Genomic DNA, 16852 nt, shown 5'->3' with positions numbered 1-16852 from the left:
CATGAGTGATATCACGGTAAACTTCGTTAGCCCCAACGGAACCCGAACGGTCACCGCTACCGCCAAGGAAGGAGACTGCCTGCTAACAATTGCACAGATTAACGATCAGGCTCTGGAAGGGACTTGCGAAGGGCAAATGGCCTGCTCCACTTGTCATGTCATTGTCGATGCGGCCGATTTCGATAGATTGCCTGAGGCGTCCGAAATGGAAGAAGACATGCTGGATCTCGCGGCAGGAGCCCGGCGAACCAGCCGTCTTGCCTGTCAGATCACACTGACGTCCGAACTAGATGGTTTAACGGTCCGAATTCCAACCGAAAGCCATAATATGCAGGGCGTCTGACCGGCCGAACCTTTTGAAGGGGAAGCAGGGACAACGCAATCTAAGCGTAGTGGTCCACTGAAATCGGATACTTGCAATTCCAGCCGACCCTCGCCATATGCGGCTTGGGAGTCGGGTGGACGTAGTGTTCGCCAACCCGGTCAGATCCGGAAGGAAGCAGCCGTAACGATTTTTCTACGGGTCGCCCGGCTCCTACTTACTAAAAATCGAAATTTGTATCGTGCAAAGCCGCATAAGGCTTCGACAATCCGTTCGTCAGCGCCTAGACTGACTGCATGTCCGATTCACCCGACATATTTGCCGCTGGAGGCGTAGAGGCACCGGTTGTTCCGACGCCATCTGCAGCCCAGCCCTATCGCGTATTAGCGCGAAAATACCGGCCTGCGAGCTTCGCGGAACTGATCGGGCAGGACGCGATGGTTCAGACGCTGGGAAATGCGATCAAACGCGATCGTCTGGCGCACGCTTTTTTGATGACTGGTGTGCGCGGTGTGGGCAAGACAACCACGGCGCGGCTGATCGCCAAAGCACTGAACTGTATTGGCGAAGACGGCCAGGGCGGCCCAACAATTGATCCTTGCGGAAAATGCGAGCCGTGCCGGGCGATTGCAGAAGGCAGTTTTATCGATGTGATCGAGATGGATGCCGCCAGTCATACCGGCGTCGATGACGTCCGCGAGATCATTGAGGCCGTTCGCTATTCGTCTGTATCGGCACGTTATAAAATCTACATTATTGACGAAGTTCACATGTTGTCGAAAAACGCGTTTAATGCACTTTTGAAGACGCTGGAGGAGCCCCCGGCGCATGTGAAGTTCATATTCGCTACCACGGAAGTGAACAAGGTTCCGATTACAGTTTTGTCCCGCTGTCAGCGATTTGATCTAAAACGCATCAAAGCAGAGCAGCTTGCCGCACACTTTTTGTCCATTGTCGAGAAAGAGGGTGTTCAGGCAGAACAGGAAGCGCTGGATCTTATCGCACAGGCTGCCGAGGGATCCGTCCGGGATGGTTTGTCCATTCTGGACCAGGCGATTGCTCATGCTGACATGGATGGCGGGGAGGGCCATAGCAGCGTCAAAGCTGTCCAGATACGCGAAATGCTGGGATTATCCGATCGAAGTGCAATCCGGCGCCTGTTCGGCCAGCTTCTGGAAGGTGAATCGGAATCCTTGCTTGACGCCATTGACGAGCAATATCGTGTCGGGGTTGAGCCTCTGTCACTGATGAACGGCCTACTGTCGTTATCGCATCAGGTTACATTGTTCAAAGTAGGTAGGGCCAATGATCCGACATTGTCTGATGAGGCCAAAAACCAACTGAGAGGTTGGGCGAAGCAGCTATCCTACCCGGTTCTCCATAGGTTATGGCAACTTCTTCTGAAGGGGTACGAAGAGGTACAGCAAGCACATCTTCCCCGAGAGGCCTGTGATATGGCGCTCTTGCGCGTTTTATGTGCGGCCGAGATGCCAGACCCAGGAAAATTGAAAAAAATGCTGGGCGACAATATGGCCCCGGATGCCGCGAGTGAGCGAGCCAGCGTTCCAAAAGCGGCGAATGCGGAACCTGCTTTTGCAGAGTTGCCCCAAATCGAGAATTCAACGGAAATACAGGGCGAAGCAGCCGCGACCGAGCCAACAGTGCCGACAGAACCAGATGTTCTGAAACAACCGGAACCGGCTGAACAAGTTGCCGGTGCCAATCCGGCGTCATTCTCCGGGATCGTCGATCTGGTGGGAGAAACTTCTGTTGTAATGCAGAGCATTTTAAAAGCGGATATTCGTTTGATTGAGTTTGCGCCGCCAGAAATCACTTATGAATCGGTTAGGCCTATTGCATCGGCCGATCTCAGAAAGATTGAAGCGATACTGAAAGACAGTACCGGAACTACCTGGTCGTTTCAGGAAGGTGAGGGTGAAACGGCCCCGAGCCTCGATGAGCAGGCCGAGATCCAGAAACGGGCCGAACGCCAGAAAATACTCGATATGCCAATGGTCAAGGCGGCTTTTGACGCTTTTCCTGACGCCAGACTGGTTGAAACCACCAGTGATTCCGAACTAACCAAGAATTTGCAGGAACCGCACCAGACAAGGAGTTCATTGGCATGAAATCAATGGAAGAAATGATTCAGGCGGCACAAGATGCTGCACAGACCGTTCAGACCCAAATGGAAGAAGCCCAGAAAAAGCTCGACAGTATCGAAGTGGAAGGCAATTCCGGTGGCGGACTGGTCACGGTAAAGGCCACTGCCAAAGGCCGTATTTTGGGCGTGAAAATAGATGATAGTCTGCTCAAGGCTGATGAAAAGGGTATTTTGGAGGATCTTGTGGCGGCAGCCTTCAATGATGCGCGCGATAAAGCGGACGCTGTTAGCAACGAAGAAATGGGAAAAATGACAAGCGGATTGCCACTGCCCGGTGGATTCAAGCTGCCATTTTAATTGTTTGGACGGATCAACGCAATTCGCTTGAAGTAGTTGCTTGGCACCCCATATATCGTGGCGAAGCGCTTCTTAGGCGCAGTATCTTGGAGTATTAATGTCTCAGCCTGAATCCAGCCCGGAAACCCGTTCTCTGCCGTTATTGCCTTTGCGTGACATCGTGGTCTTTCCCAACATGATCGTACCGTTGTTTGTCGGCCGCGACAAATCAGTGGTCGCTCTGGAAAAGGCGATGGACAGCGACAAGGATATTTTTCTGGTTGCCCAGCTGGACCCGGCCGAAGATGACCCGGTTCGCGACCAACTATATGACCTCGGTGTCGTGGCGACAGTTCTGCAATTGCTGAAATTGCCTGATGGTACGGTGCGAGTTCTGGTTGAAGGCAAACAGCGAGCCAAACACGTATCACTGGATGATCAGAAAGACGGCTATGTTCAGGCCAATGTCGAGTTGATCACGGAGCAAGCAGCCAAAGGTCACGAAACAACAGCGCTCATGCGGTCTGTGGTTGAACAATTTGAAAACTACTCGAAACTCAACAAGAAGATGCCGGCTGAAACGGTTGTTCAGCTGGGAGAAATTGAAGAAGCATCGCGGCTTGCCGATGCTGTAGCGGCGAACATCAACGTTAAAGTTTCAGACAAACAAAGTCTGTTGATCGAAGGTGATCCGGTGAAACGCCTGGAAATGGCGTTTGCCTTTATGGAAGGCGAGCTGGGGGTTCTCCAGGTGGAGAAGAAGATTCGTGGACGCGTAAAACGCCAAATGGAAAAGACGCAGCGCGAATATTATCTGAATGAGCAGATGAAAGCCATTCAACGCGAATTGGGTGATGGCGAAGATGGCGAGGGGGACGAAATGTCAGCTCTCGGCAAGAAGATCGAGGAGATGAAACTCTCCAAGGAAGCCAAAACCAAAGCCAAAGCTGAATATAAGAAGCTCAAGGGCATGCAGCCCATGTCTGCCGAAGCAACAGTTGTTCGCAATTATCTCGATGTCTTGTTGGGATTGCCATGGGGCAAGAAATCCCGGCTGAAGAAGGATATCAAGCAAGCGGAAACAGTTCTCGATGATGATCATTTTGCTCTCGAGAAAGTCAAAGAGCGGATTATCGAATATCTTGCAGTTCAGACGCGTACAAACAAACTGAAGGGTCCAATTCTGTGTCTGGTTGGTCCTCCAGGTGTCGGTAAAACGTCATTGGGGCGTTCGATCGCGCGCGCTACCGGACGTGAATTCGTTCGTCAGTCTTTGGGCGGCGTTCGCGATGAAGCAGAGATTCGTGGCCACAGAAGAACATATATCGGATCACTTCCCGGGAAAATCGTTTCGAACTTGAAAAAGGCAGGAACTTCCAATCCCTTGTTCTTGCTGGATGAAATTGACAAACTGGGTCAGGATTTTCGTGGTGACCCGGCTTCTGCGTTGCTTGAAGTGCTGGATCCGGAACAGAATGACAAATTCCAGGATCATTATCTTGAAATCGATATTGATCTTTCGGATGTCATGTTTGTCACAACGGCCAACTCGCTTAACCTTCCACAACCCCTTCTCGATCGAATGGAAATTATTCGTCTGGAAGGATATACCGAAGATGAAAAGCTGGAAATTGCCAAGCGGCATTTGATTGAGAAACAGATTGACGCCCATGGTCTCAAAAAAGGCGAATTTGCCTTGAGTGACGAAGGGCTGCGCGATCTCATTCGATACTATACGCGCGAAGCTGGAGTACGGACACTCGAGCGGGAGATCGCAAAACTGGCTCGAAAAGCGCTGCGCCGGATACTTGAAGGCGAGTATAAAAGCGTTGTGATAACTGCTGAAAACCTCGCTGAGTATGCTGGTGTTCGCAAGTTCCGCCATGGAATCAGCGAAGAGGAAAATCAGGTCGGCGCTGTGACTGGATTGGCATGGACGGAAGTTGGCGGTGAACTGCTGACGATCGAATCCGTTACCGTTTCCGGAAAAGGCCAGATCAAAACCACTGGCAAGCTCGGCGAAGTCATGACTGAATCCGTTCAAGCTGCATTGTCCTTTGTAAAAGCAAGAGCACCTTCTTACGGCATTAAACCCAGCGTGTTCAGCCGGAAGGATATCCATATCCATCTTCCCGAAGGTGCAGTGCCCAAGGATGGGCCGTCAGCCGGAGTCGGGATTGTGACTGCGATTGTATCTACGTTGACCGGGATAGCAGTTCGCCGTGACGTTGCGATGACCGGTGAAGTTACTTTGCGTGGTCGGGTGCTGCCGATTGGTGGTCTGAAGGAAAAATTACTCGCCGCTCTTCGTGGTGGAATCAAAACGGTTCTCATTCCAGCCGAGAACGAAAAAGATCTGGTAGAAATTCCAAAGAACATCACGTCGTCGCTAAAGATCATACCGGTCAAGCATGTCGATGAAGTATTGGCAGAAGCTTTGACCGAAAAAGTTGAATCGATAGAATGGAGCGATGCGGATGAACTGGCCAGCCACGCGGCGGCCCCGTTGTCTGATGATCCGGGATCGGTTTCACGTCACTAATCTGCAAGGCTGTGCGAGTCGTTTTTTGCGCAGTAATCCGCCGCTCATGAGCTGTTGATCCAACGCATTTCATCGGAAAAAGCACGGATTTGTGTTTTTTTGGGTAATTTGACGTAAAAATTCGGGTACTCGCCCAAAATCTGGCGGTTTTCCTTTGACTCAGGGGTTAATCTTGGTGTTACTGCCTCACAGACAAAGCGCGATTCAATGAAGAGTTGCACATAGAGAAGGGGGGATACCCATTATGAATAAACAGGATCTTATCAGTAGCGTTGCAGATCACAGTGGTCTCAGCAAAAGCGATGCCGGCAAAGCCGTGGACGCAGTATTTGACTCCATTACATCTTCACTAGCTGGCGGCGGCGAATGCCGTCTCGTCGGATTTGGTACTTTTTCAACTTCCAAGCGTAAAGCTTCAACCGGCCGTAATCCACGTACCGGTGAACCAATGCAGATTCCTGCATCGACACAAGCAAAATTCAAAGCCGGCAAGGGCTTGAAGGACGCCGTCAACAAATAAACTGTTACAAGGGGAGTGTTTGGGCACTCCCCTTTTTTTATCGCACTTTGTTCTGGATATTCAGGCGGGCACCTTCGGGGCCCGCCTTTTTCTTTTGGCTTGAAATATGAATTTCCGTTAACCAACGTTAGCCCAATTTAAACCATGTGCCGTTATTCCTGAATCCAAGATTTGACGATTTGTTCGCGAAATTGGACCAGGGTTTAAAATAGATATGGCTGTCAAAAATTTCCTGAAGGCTCTGTCCAGCAATACGGCTGAAGAAGTCGGCGCTGGGGAACTCAAAGTTGTCACAACTCACGATCACGCACAGCGTATCGAAATTCTGGATGATTTTGAACAGGCCGGTATTAACTGGCTGTGGGCAACTGATGCGGAAGGCCGGCTGATCTATCTGTCCGAAAAAGCCGCCGAAAATCTCGATCGACCGATAGATGAGCTGCTGTCTCAGCCATTGACTGCATTTTTTGAGAATGATCCGGATAATCCCGATGAAAAATCGGATCGTCCGCTTCAATTCCAGTTAAGCAAACGCAGCAAAATTCATGATCTGGTGGTACGCCGCATCCCTAAAACCATGTTGTCGGATGACCGCCCGACATGGTGGACAATTTCCGCACATCCCAAATTTGATGAGGCCGGAAATTTTCTGGGATATCGCGGCAATGCCAAAGACGTGACGCTTGAATATCAGCGCAAGCTGGAAGATTCCCGTTTGGCCGAGTTTGATTCGCTCACCGGGCTTGCAAACCGCCACCGCATGAACAATCAACTCAATTCTCTCCTCAGTTCCTTCAAGGCAGCGAATCGAAGTTGCGCGATCATGATGCTGGACCTTGATCGGTTCAAGCAAGTGAATGATACCATGGGCCATCCAGCGGGCGATGAACTGCTGAAGCAGGTTGCAACCCGTATGCGGAATATTATTGGTGAACGCGGCGAGATTGGTCGACTGGGCGGGGACGAGTTTCAGATCATCCTTCCCGATATAGATGATCGTGGCAAATTGGGTGAAATTGCGGACAAGATCGTAAAGATTGTATCTCAGCCGTACCCGATTGATGACAAAAGCGCATTGATCGGAACTTCCATCGGAATAGCGATTGCGCCTTATGATGGAGTCGACAAGGAAGAGTTGATCCGCAGTTCGGATCTTGCGCTCTATGCGGCCAAAAATTCTGGCCGCGGTCAATTTCGCTTCTATTCCGCAGATTTGAAGGATGAGGAAGAAGAGCGCCGGCAGCTGGTTGATGACTTGCGAGATGCGTTGACCAATGATCAACTCGATCTTCACTATCAGCCGGTGGTTCGGACAGATGATCATATGGTCGTCGGGTTTGAAGCTTTGATGCGCTGGGTTCACCCCGAACGCGGGGTCGTCAGTCCAGGTGTTTTTGTGCCGATTGCAGAAGAGTTGAACCTGATAAACCAACTCGGCGAATGGGCCTTGCGTCGCGCATGCACTGATGCCCTGAACTGGCCAAAATCGATCAGGATTGCCGTCAACGTTTCGGCCGTGCAATTTGCCAATAGCGGCTTCCCGGAAATTGTCATGAATGCGCTGGCCGCTAGCGGCCTGGAACCGGAAAGACTGGAGCTTGAGCTGACCGAAAGCGTGTTCATGGGCGACAGCGAAACCATCGATAACACTTTCAAAATACTGAAGGAACTGGGTGTCAGGTTGGCACTTGATGATTTTGGTACGGGTTATTCTTCTCTCAGCTATTTGAGATCCGCACCATTTGACAAAATCAAGGTCGACAAAAGCTTTGTCGATTCCTGCACGCAGAAAGACAAGAACAGCGCCAAGATCATCGCTGCGATCGTTGGACTTTCGGATGCGCTGGGAATGGAAACCACGGTCGAGGGCGTTGAAGCGTTTGATCAGTTCACACTGGTTTGTTCCAAAGGCGCCAAATTCATTCAGGGCTGGATCTATTCCAAGGCTCTCAAGCTCGACGAGATCGAACAAAAACTGGGTGATGGCGGATTCAAGATCGAACCGGACGGACCCGAGCTCTATCGCCCGGATCGCCGTACCGTATTACGTCGTATCGGCGCGATCCATGAAGATCATCGATATGATGTCATGATGCGTGATCTTTCCAAAACCGGGGCAAGATTTGAAGGAATGCTTGGGGTCCCGATTGATACCAAGCTGGTTCTTGATCTCGGAGCTGGTCAATTGGTAATCTGTAAAGTCAATAGATCAAAAGAAGCAATGGTAGCAGTGGAATTTGAGACCCCGCTTGTTAGCGATGGCGCTGGCGGCCTGTGCACAAGACACCGGGTCTCGCCCTATGATCTGGCAGCAGCCGGCATGCCATTGGCATCTCTGCCGCCGGGAAATTATCCATTGGCAAATGATGCTTCGAACCCGACATCAAAGCCCAAATTCATGCAGGTCGCGCTCAACGGTGTTTGATTCTGGTGTAGATCGTTGGAGAAATGGTAGACGCTACAGGGTTCGAACCTGTGACCCGCTGATTAAGAGTCAGCTGCTCTACCAACTGAGCTAAGCGTCCATTTCCATTTGATTAGCTGCATATAGGGTGCTCACCGCCCAGTGCAATGGAGATGGACAAATTTATCGGAATGGACATTTAATCGAATGTACCACCGCGACGGCCAGGATGACGATCGATCGACATAAGGATCCCGACGCAGATCATGATTGTCATCATCGAGGAACCACCATGGCTGAGAAAAGGCAGGGGAATCCCCACAACGGGTGCCAGTCCCATGACCATCATCAGATTGATTGCGACATAAAAGAAGATTGTCGTGGTCAGGCCTGCCGCGGCAAGTTGGGAGAAACGGGTTTTCGCTCTGATTGCGACACCCAATCCCCATCGGAACAAAAGGAAGAAACCGAACAACACAGCGACTCCGCCCATCAATCCCCATTCTTCGGCCATGGTTGCGAAAACAAAATCGGTATGGCCTTCGGGAAGATAGTCGAGGTGACTCTGCGTCCCGTTCAAAAAGCCCTTGCCGAAAATTCCGCCGGAACCGATCGCAATTTTTGACTGGCTGATATGATATCCTGCTCCGAGCGGGTCATTTTCAGGATTGAGAAAAGTCGTCACTCGACGCTGCTGATAGTCTTCCAATCCGAAGAAGAAGGCAATGGGAGCGAGAACTGCAATTGCCGCAGCACCGCCGACGAACAGGCGCATTGGCAAGCCTGCCAAAAATGCCACGGTCATTGCGCCTGCAAACACTGTTATCGTCGTTCCAAGATCAGGCTGCAGAAGGATGAGTGCGCAAGGAAATCCCAGTAGTAGCAACAACGGCCAGATCGCGCCCCAGGAACGGATTTGTCCCGCTGGAAGAAGGTCGTAAAAGCGTGCGACCGCGAGGATAATCGCCGGTTTCATCAGCTCGGATGGCTGTATTCGGATAAAGCCAAAATTGAGCCAGCGCTGGCTTCCGCCGCCTACTGCACCGATAAGTTCCACTCCCAACAGCATCACGACAACAACAATATAGACCGGAAATGCGATCGTTTTCCAGAATTGCTCCTTGAAGCGAGAAAGAACGATAGCCATGCTCAGGAAAACCATGAAACGGATCATATGCAGTCCAGCCCATGGTGTAACACTGCCACCAGCTGCTGAATACAGAACCACAAACCCAAATGATGCCATCACCAACAGCAGCAAAATGGTTCGCCACGGCAATTGGGCAATCGGCGCTGGAATAAAGTCGTTCAACGCTTACTGCTCCGGCTCTGCTCTAGCGGTATCTGTTCCGTCTTCGCCGACAGTTGGCTGCCGCTGCCCCGCTGCGATGGCTTTTTCCAACGCAACTTGCGCACGATAGGCCGTTAGTTTTTTGTCCATTCTTTGTTCAATATTACCACCCCAGGCCTTCTCCAGGTCGGTCAGGATGTTCATCGCTTTTTCGCGATCATAAAGAAATGTCATGACGTCGCGTGCAACGGGATAGGCCGCTCCTGAACCACCACCATGTTGGATAACCACAGCTGCAGCATATCTAGGATTGTCATAGGGAGCGAAGCAGACAAACAGACCATGATCCCGATATTTCCATGCCACATCTTTACCACCGCGACCGAAATCGAGATTGACGACCTGCGCTGTTCCGGTCTTGCCAGCCATTTCTACATCTTTGATCGGCAAACGCGCCCGCCCGGCGGTTCCGGCACCATTTACAACCTGGTTCATCGCTTCCTGGACATAGGCAATATGTTCCGGATCGATATTCAAAGTTTCCACTTTGCTCCGTTTTCCGTCCAGCAACAATTGCGGCATCAACTTTTTGCCGGTTGCAATCCGGGCTGACATGACAGCAAGTTGCAGAGGAGTGGAGAGTGTGTAGCCTTGGCCAATCGAAGAATTGACAGTGTCATAGGCTTGCCATTCCTGATTATATTTTTTTAATTTCCACTGAGGGTCAGGGACGGTCCCGTAAAACTGGCTGACCACAGGAAGCGGAAACTGTTGTCCCAGACCCAGGCGATTGGCCATTAGGGCGATCGGGTTCATCCCGATCTTTTGCGCGAAATGATAGAAATAGACATCACAGCTCTGATAAATGCCCTTGGCCATATCAACGCGGCCATGACCTCTTCGATTCCAGCACCCGAACCGACGATTGCCGACACGCAGACCGCCGTTGCATATGACCGTTTCGTCTGGCTTTATTCCCGCTTCCAGAAACGCGAGTGACACCATCGGCTTGATCGTAGAGCCCGGCGGGAATAATCCCTTGAGCGCCTTGTCTCTGAGCGGCACATGATCATCTGCCCGCAGCATGCCATATTCGGTCTGTCCGATCCCATCGGAAAAACTATTGGGATCAAATGAAGGCATTGAGGTCATTGTGAGGAGATCGCCGGTTTCACAGTCCATGACTACGACCGCTCCGGATTCCGGGCCAAGTCTTCGCGCCGCATATTCCTGGAGCTCTATATCAAGCGTCAATTGCAATGCTTTGCCCGGAATGTCTGGCCGCGTATCCAGCTCACGGACAATTTTCCCGCGTGCGGTCACTTCTACGCGTTTTGCTCCCGGTTTTCCCTGAAGGCGGTCTTCAAACAGTTTTTCCAGACCATCTTTGCCGATCTTGTACCCGGGGGTCACCAAAATCGGATCGGGATTTTCCGCATAGTCTTCTGCTGATGCGATCCCGACATAGCCGGCCAGATGGCCTACTGCGGCACCTGTGGGATAAAAGCGCGAAAAGCCCTGCCTTGGGGATACTCCTGGCAAATCGGGCAGGCGCACGCTAACGGCTGCAAAGCTCTCCCAGTCCAGTCCGGTTGCAACCTGCACGGGCTGAAAACTGGTCGCTTGTTCGAGTTCCTTGTTGATCCTTGCAATGGCTTCCGCATCAAGTGCCAGCAATTCCGCCAGTGTGGCGACTGTCTGTTCTTTGTCACGCATGCGATCGGGAATGATATCAACACGAAAATCGGTCTTGTTATTTGCAACCGGTTTGCCATTCCGATCAATCAACCAGCCTCTCCGGGGTGGTACCAGAGTCAGATTGACGCGATTGCTCTCGGACAGGAGCTGATAGCGTTCATTCTCGGCAACGGAAATATAGGCCATGCGTCCGGCAAGCAGAACGCCGATACCGGCCTGCAAGCCGCCGATGATTGTCGCGCGGCGTGAAAAGGTCAGAGCCTGCACAGCACTCGTAATATTTTTGCCGCCACCCAGACTCATCTTGAAACCCGCCAGTTATCAATTGCGCCAATCAACCTGGTGATAAAGGGATAGAGCAATATCGACAGCAATAATTGCGGTACAAGAATTTCCAGGCGTAGCAGATTGCTTTGGAAATTGATGATCAGCATACCGCTTACTACCACAAAAATGATGGAAAGGGAGGCTATCAGCCAGTCTTGCCAATAATCCCGTCCCGCACCCCGGCGATCCAATGTCTCCAGCGCGATAAATACGAGTGACCATAAAAATGCAGCGCAACCGAATGGCTGGCCGCTAAACATATCATCGATCAGCCCCAGCGGGAAACCGGCCCAGACCGGCCAGTAACCAGGCCTGATCAAACGCCAGGCCAGAAGCACCAAAAGACCGATCGGAGGAAGAATGGGGTAATCGGTAATGATCGGTAGGGTCGTCACCATTGAACCGATAATGACCGTAGTTGCCGGAATGAATTTTATCCGGAATTGGGAAGGCTGACGGTTCAGTCGCGAGCGATATGGTTTCGCCACTATTCCCCACCCTCGAGCTCGTTAATCGGCCTGTTTATTTCATCCTGTTCAATCTGCCTTACGGTTTCAGCCTGAAAAATCGGTTGAACAATGACATGACTGACCTTGGCCGGATTTGCCAAAATACGTGCAATGGCACCTGTTTCGGTTTTGCGGATGACGACCGCAACGGGAATGCCGGGACTGTAAAGACCGCCGCTTCCAGAGGTGATCAACAAGTCACCACCTTTGAACGGATTTGTGCCGAGATTGATGGGACGAATATCAACGGTTCCATCTCCCAATCCGGTTGCAAAAGCAGGCAATTCATCGCTGGCGCGTTTCACCGGAGTGACGTTTTGTCCATCCGAGACCAGCAAGATACGCGCCGTCGTTGGGCCAGTTTCAAGAACACGACCGACAAGACCTTCCGGAGCACGTACGGGTTGGCCCGATTGCACCTCACTGGTGCTACCAACTCCCAGAGTTGCCATACGGCGGGAACTCGCCGCTGTAGAGCTGATCAATCGTGCCATCGCTATCGAATCAGGAACGTCTTCATTCAGCTCCAACAATCTCTTCAGTCGTTCATTTTCCTGCTTCAGTGCGCGCGCTTCAAGGATTTCAATTCGGTTTTTCTCAAGTTCACGCTTCATGTCAGCATTTTTTGAAGCAGCAGCAAAATAAGCCGCAATTTCTTCCCCAATACTTCCGGTCGCACCGCCAACTTCCGTCAGCGATTTGCTGACCGGTGCAGTTGCCTCCGCACCGATCGTCCGTAATATTGAAAATCCACGCGGATCAATGATCGATATGGCCAGCAGAAGAAGCCCGATAACAGCGCCTAAAATGCCCAGTAAATAGCTCGCGAAAATGCTGTATTGCGCTCGCTTGGAAAATCCTGGGCGCCGGTGTTTTGGCGGCGCCATCCCTGCTTATCCTTCCATTTCCGTCTGAATGTTACCGAAAATCATGAATTTACCGTTTATGCAGTCGTTAGCACGCCGCGGAAAATTTCATCCTCCATGGCACGACCTGTACCGATCGCGACACATGCCAGCGGATCTTCTGCTACTGTAACCGGGAGGCCAGTTTCTTCGCTCAGCGCTTCATCCAGGCCTGAAATCAAGGCGCCACCGCCGGTCAGGACAATGCCTTGATCAACAATATCTGCGGCCAGTTCGGGTGCAGTATTTTCAAGAGCAATGCGGACGCCTTCGATAATTGTACCAATTGGTTCGCTTAGCGCTTCTGCTATTTGTCCCTGATTGATAGATATCTCTTTGGGAACCCCGTTGACGAGATCCCGGCCCTTGATGTGAATGGTATGACCAATTCCATCTGCAGGTGCCATCGCTACACCAAAATCTTTTTTGATGCGTTCCGCCGTGGTTTCACCGATCAACAGATTATGGTGTCGCCGAACATAGGACACAATGGCTTCATCCATCTTGTCTCCGCCGGTTCGCACAGATGTGGTATAAGCCAGTCCGCGCAATGAAAGAACCGCAACTTCGGTTGTTCCACCGCCGACATCGACGACCATCGAACCGATTGGTTCGGTCACCGGCATGTCTGCTCCAATTGCTGCAGCCATGGGCTCTTCAATCAGGAACACCTGACTGGCTCCGGCATTGGAAGCAGCATCACGAATGGCGCGACGCTCTACCGAGGTCGAGCCGCTGGGCACGCAAATCACGATTTCAGGATAGCTGAAGAGCTTGCGCTTGCCATGGACCTTTTGAATAAAATGCTTGATCATCTGCTCGGCCACATCGATGTCAGCGATGACGCCGTCGCGCAGCGGACGAATGGCTTCAATGCTGTCCGGAGTCTTGCCCATCATCATCTTGGCGTCATTCCCGACAGCCTTGACCTTCTTCACACCATTTATCGTTTCAATCGCCACAACAGAGGGTTCGTTCAGTACGATTCCCTGTCCGCGAACATAGACAACTGTGTTTGCCGTGCCGAGATCAATGGCCATGTCCTGAGACCTGAACTTGAACAGATTTCCAAATACCATATTTTTATCCGTATTTTCTTATAGTTGCAGCAGATGCTGCGGCTTCAAACTAGAGCGCTTCTTTTGCTGAACAGGGGCTGAAAGATGCCGGATTGTCATTCAGCATTTTGCCCCGAAAATCAAGGCTCGCTTGGCAAAGTCGCTTGGGCTAGGAATGCGAACATGTCAATAAGAAGACTCCCGAACAGCCTTATCAATCGCATCGCCGCCGGTGAAGTGGTCGAGCGACCTGCCAGTGCGTTAAAAGAACTGGTTGAAAACGCCATTGATGCGGGATCGACCCAGATCAACATTCGCCTGGAACAGGGTGGGTTATCGCTCGTCGAAGTGACGGACAATGGATGCGGAATGAGTCGCGATGACATTGCGCTGGCGCTCGAACGCCATGCGACGTCCAAGTTGCCCGATGAATCGATCGAACTGGTCACGACAATGGGTTTTCGCGGAGAAGCGCTGCCCTCAATTGCCAGCGTGGCAAAGCTGACAATTGAAAGCAGGATCAAAGATCAGGATGGGTGGTGCCGTATTATTGATCACGGCGAACTCATCGAGGATAGTCCAGCAGCCGTTCCGCCCGGTACGCGTGTCCGCGTCGAACAGCTTTTTGCAAAAATTCCCGCCCGCCGAAAATTTCTGCGCACCGCACGAAGCGAATATGCAGCCTGTGTCGATGTTGTCCGCCGCCTTGCAATGGCAAGGCCTGACATCGGTTTTGTGCTGGAACATGAAAAACGCAAACCGATTGCCGTGCAAGCCGATGAAACCGGACCGGACCGCGTTGCCGCGCTGACCAACAGGGAATTACGTGCAAATAGCGTTGCTGTGGATTTGATGCGGGAAGATGTACGACTAACCGGTGTTGCGGGTCTTCCGACCTACAATCGCGGTGTTGCGGATCATCAATTTCTATTCGTGAACGGCCGTCCGGTAAAAGACAGGTTGCTCGTCGGTGCTGTGCGCGGGGCCTATGCAGAAATGCTGGCACGTGATCGCCATCCGGTGGTGGCTTTGTTTATTGATATGCCGCCCGAGTTGGTCGACGTGAATGTCCATCCGGCAAAAACAGAAGTACGGTTCCGTGAACCTGCGATGATCCGCGGCATGATCGTGAGCGGTTTGCGTCGCGCGCTTGATGAAGGTGGCTTTAGGGCAGTTCAGCGTCCGGCGGATTCCGCTCTTGCTAATTGGCAATCCGAACCGGTTGCGCCCGATCCGCAAACCAGTATTTTTTCAACCCAGAGCAGACCAGGGCAACGTTCCACTTTCGTAACGCCGCCCAATCATGGTGCAACGCTTGCAGATGATGCCCGCGCATTTGGCGGCTTCGATCGACCGGAAGACCTGGCGCCGCTAATGGGCAGGGCCGCAGAAGCAGTGGAGCCTGTTCCCGATGGTGTGAGCCATCCTCTTGGAATTGCAAGAGGACAAGTGGCCAAAACCTATATTGTAGCCGAAGCAGACGATGGTCTGGTGATCGTGGATCAGCACGCCGCGCATGAGCGTCTGGTCCTCGAGCGCATGCGCAAAGCTGTCGAGGGAGGGAGTGTCGCTTCTCAGGCGATGTTGATGCCGGAAGTGGTGGAACTGGATGAAAATGCCTGTGACAGACTGGAATCCCGAAGCGCCGAACTTTCAGAATTTGGATTGGAACTGGAGCGCTTTGGACCTTCGGCCATCCTTGTTCGGTCAACACCCGCAATGCTGGGAGCAGGCGATGTCAAAGGTCTGATTACCGATCTCGCTGACGAACTGGGGGCATATGACCAGGCGTTAAGCCTAAAAGAGCGTATTGACCATGTCGCCTCGACCATGGCCTGTCACGGATCTGTCAGGGCAGGGCGGGTTCTCAACATACAAGAAATGAATGCGCTGCTGCGTGAAATGGAAGTCACGCCGCATTCCGGTCAATGCAATCATGGGCGCCCGACATGGGTCAAGCTCGCCCATGGTGATATTGAGAAGCTTTTTGGTCGAAAATGAAACTCGGTTGGAAACCAGGCTCCGCAATATCCGGTCCATCGAACGCTAGTCCGTGAATCCCACAAAAGTAGCTGCTTCCTCAACAGATTTCCGCGTTGAAACAACAGCATTTGCCGGGAAACTTTCATCTGGCCATCCCAAAGCGATGCTCTTCATGATCACTTGGTCATCGGCAATGCCTGCATGCTCTCTCACAACGGGAGATTGCATGATGCCCTGACTGTTGATGACAGTACCAAGCCCGCGTGACCAGGCGGCGTTGACCAGGGCGGTTGCAACTGCGCCGCAATCAAATGGTGTGTCGTCACTTCCATTAAGCTCGCGATCATATGTAATGATAACGCAAACAGGTGCGTCAAACTGCCGGAATCCGCGCATCACCCAATCCTGACGAGCTTCTTTGTCATGGCGTTCAATGTTCATCGCTGAAAAGAGCTGTTTGGCTACACCGATTTGTCGATCCCTATGTGTGCCGGCAAAGGCTTCTCCGGTCCGGAACTCACGAGATTGCGGAACACCCGCCAGCATTCTTTCGGTATTGCCGTTGCGGATCTTTTCCAGCGGTTCACCGGTAATCACATAAAAATTCCAGGGCTGCGTATTCATCGAGGATGGTGCGCGTATCGCCAGTGTCAGAATTTCTTCGATCAATGATTGTTCAACCGGTTCGGCTTTGTACCCGCGAATGCTGCGGCGGCCCATAATGACTTCATCAAACTGCATGTAATACTCCGGAAGAAAATGATCGCCGGTCGCTAGCGCATAAAAGTCTAAGTGCAAACCCCGATATTGATGATCCAGGATTTGAAGCGCTTGCAACCGGCACCCAAACGAA

At 51.8% G+C, this 16852-nt stretch carries 13 protein-coding genes, 1 tRNA gene and 1 other RNA gene; 8 read left to right on the top strand and 7 right to left on the bottom strand.

Translation table 11 applies throughout. From position 1 onward, the window contains the following. Position 1 precedes the first annotated feature (1 nt). The 7 genes from ABJI30_RS13855 (at position 2) to ABJI30_RS13825 (ending at position 8249) form a co-directional block, all read left to right on the top strand. Positions 2-343 (top strand): 2Fe-2S iron-sulfur cluster-binding protein, encoded by a 342-nt coding sequence (locus ABJI30_RS13855; RefSeq protein WP_348017278.1) that lies wholly within the window; start codon positions 2-4, stop codon positions 341-343. Positions 344-447: 104 nt separating this feature from the next. Beyond that, an RNA gene (gene ffs / locus ABJI30_RS13850) (signal recognition particle sRNA small type) lies at positions 448-542 on the top strand. A gap of 76 nt (positions 543-618) precedes the next feature. Further along, positions 619-2451, top strand: coding sequence for a DNA polymerase III subunit gamma/tau (locus ABJI30_RS13845; RefSeq protein WP_348017277.1), 1833 nt, complete (start codon positions 619-621; stop codon positions 2449-2451). Next, positions 2448-2783 carry a YbaB/EbfC family nucleoid-associated protein gene (locus tag ABJI30_RS13840; RefSeq protein ID WP_348017276.1) on the top strand — a complete coding sequence of 112 codons (336 nt, stop codon included), beginning with the start codon at positions 2448-2450 and terminating at the stop codon, positions 2781-2783. Before ABJI30_RS13845 ends, ABJI30_RS13840 begins: the two co-directional genes overlap by 4 nt. A gap of 97 nt (positions 2784-2880) precedes the next feature. Continuing rightward, positions 2881-5304, top strand: coding sequence for an endopeptidase La (gene lon / locus ABJI30_RS13835; RefSeq protein WP_348017275.1), 2424 nt, complete (start codon positions 2881-2883; stop codon positions 5302-5304). Between the two features lie 244 nt (positions 5305-5548). Continuing rightward, on the top strand, positions 5549-5824 hold the full coding sequence (locus tag ABJI30_RS13830) for an HU family DNA-binding protein (protein ID WP_348017274.1): 276 nt from the start codon (positions 5549-5551) through the stop codon (positions 5822-5824). Between the two features lie 214 nt (positions 5825-6038). Beyond that, a complete protein-coding gene (locus ABJI30_RS13825; RefSeq protein WP_348017273.1) occupies positions 6039-8249 on the top strand; it encodes an EAL domain-containing protein in 2211 nt (736 codons plus the stop codon). A 24-nt stretch (positions 8250-8273) separates the two neighbouring features. Here the strand turns inward: ABJI30_RS13825 and ABJI30_RS13820 are convergent. The 6 genes from ABJI30_RS13820 to ABJI30_RS13795 all read right to left on the bottom strand — a co-directional run bounded on the left by ABJI30_RS13820 (position 8274) and on the right by ABJI30_RS13795 (position 14037). After that, positions 8274-8349 (bottom strand) — tRNA-Lys (locus ABJI30_RS13820). 78 nt (positions 8350-8427) lie between these two features. Further along, complete coding sequence (gene rodA / locus ABJI30_RS13815; protein ID WP_348017272.1) at positions 8428-9540, bottom strand: rod shape-determining protein RodA; 1113 nt, start codon at positions 9538-9540, stop codon at positions 8428-8430. Between the two features lie 3 nt (positions 9541-9543). Next, positions 9544-11520, bottom strand: coding sequence for a penicillin-binding protein 2 (gene mrdA, locus ABJI30_RS13810; protein WP_348017271.1), 1977 nt, complete (start codon positions 11518-11520; stop codon positions 9544-9546). Next, positions 11517-12032, bottom strand: a complete 516-nt coding sequence (gene mreD, locus ABJI30_RS13805) for a rod shape-determining protein MreD (RefSeq protein ID WP_348017270.1) — start codon at positions 12030-12032, stop codon at positions 11517-11519. The genes mrdA and mreD overlap by 4 nt, the downstream gene beginning before the upstream one ends. Then, positions 12032-12940, bottom strand: a complete 909-nt coding sequence (gene mreC / locus ABJI30_RS13800) for a rod shape-determining protein MreC (protein ID WP_348017269.1) — start codon at positions 12938-12940, stop codon at positions 12032-12034. The genes mreD and mreC overlap by 1 nt, the downstream gene beginning before the upstream one ends. Positions 12941-12996: 56 nt before the next feature. Further along, entirely contained in the window at positions 12997-14037 is a 1041-nt protein-coding gene (locus ABJI30_RS13795) for a rod shape-determining protein (RefSeq protein ID WP_348017268.1), read from the bottom strand. Between the two features lie 162 nt (positions 14038-14199). Between ABJI30_RS13795 and mutL the strand changes: the two genes are divergently transcribed. Beyond that, complete coding sequence (mutL, locus tag ABJI30_RS13790) at positions 14200-16017, top strand: DNA mismatch repair endonuclease MutL (protein WP_348017267.1); 1818 nt, start codon at positions 14200-14202, stop codon at positions 16015-16017. Positions 16018-16062: 45 nt separating this feature from the next. Here the strand turns inward: mutL and ABJI30_RS13785 are convergent, their stop codons facing one another. Next, positions 16063-16740: a nitroreductase gene (locus ABJI30_RS13785; protein WP_348017266.1), complete on the bottom strand. Its 678-nt coding sequence runs from the start codon at positions 16738-16740 to the stop codon at positions 16063-16065. Positions 16741-16852: the final 112 nt, after the last annotated feature.

The organism is Parasphingorhabdus sp. (assembly GCF_039968395.1).
GTDB lineage: Bacteria > Pseudomonadota > Alphaproteobacteria > Sphingomonadales > Sphingomonadaceae > Parasphingorhabdus.
The sequence above is the reverse complement of the archived record's forward strand: the minus strand, read 5'-3'. Positions and strand labels throughout refer to the sequence as shown.

Coding starts and splice junctions, on each gene's coding strand:
- ABJI30_RS13830 (WP_348017274.1), top strand. CDS start 5,549: ATGAATAAACAGGATCTTATCAGTAGCGTTGCAGATCACAGTGGTCTC.
- ABJI30_RS13795 (WP_348017268.1), bottom strand. CDS start 14,037: ATGGTATTTGGAAATCTGTTCAAGTTCAGGTCTCAGGACATGGCCATT.
- ABJI30_RS13825 (WP_348017273.1), top strand. CDS start 6,039: ATGGCTGTCAAAAATTTCCTGAAGGCTCTGTCCAGCAATACGGCTGAA.
- mrdA (WP_348017271.1), bottom strand. CDS start 11,520: ATGAGTCTGGGTGGCGGCAAAAATATTACGAGTGCTGTGCAGGCTCTG.
- ABJI30_RS13845 (WP_348017277.1), top strand. CDS start 619: ATGTCCGATTCACCCGACATATTTGCCGCTGGAGGCGTAGAGGCACCG.
- ABJI30_RS13785 (WP_348017266.1), bottom strand. CDS start 16,740: ATGCAGTTTGATGAAGTCATTATGGGCCGCCGCAGCATTCGCGGGTAC.
- mreC (WP_348017269.1), bottom strand. CDS start 12,940: ATGGCGCCGCCAAAACACCGGCGCCCAGGATTTTCCAAGCGAGCGCAA.
- mutL (WP_348017267.1), top strand. CDS start 14,200: ATGTCAATAAGAAGACTCCCGAACAGCCTTATCAATCGCATCGCCGCC.
- ABJI30_RS13855 (WP_348017278.1), top strand. CDS start 2: ATGAGTGATATCACGGTAAACTTCGTTAGCCCCAACGGAACCCGAACG.
- lon (WP_348017275.1), top strand. CDS start 2,881: ATGTCTCAGCCTGAATCCAGCCCGGAAACCCGTTCTCTGCCGTTATTG.
- ABJI30_RS13840 (WP_348017276.1), top strand. CDS start 2,448: ATGAAATCAATGGAAGAAATGATTCAGGCGGCACAAGATGCTGCACAG.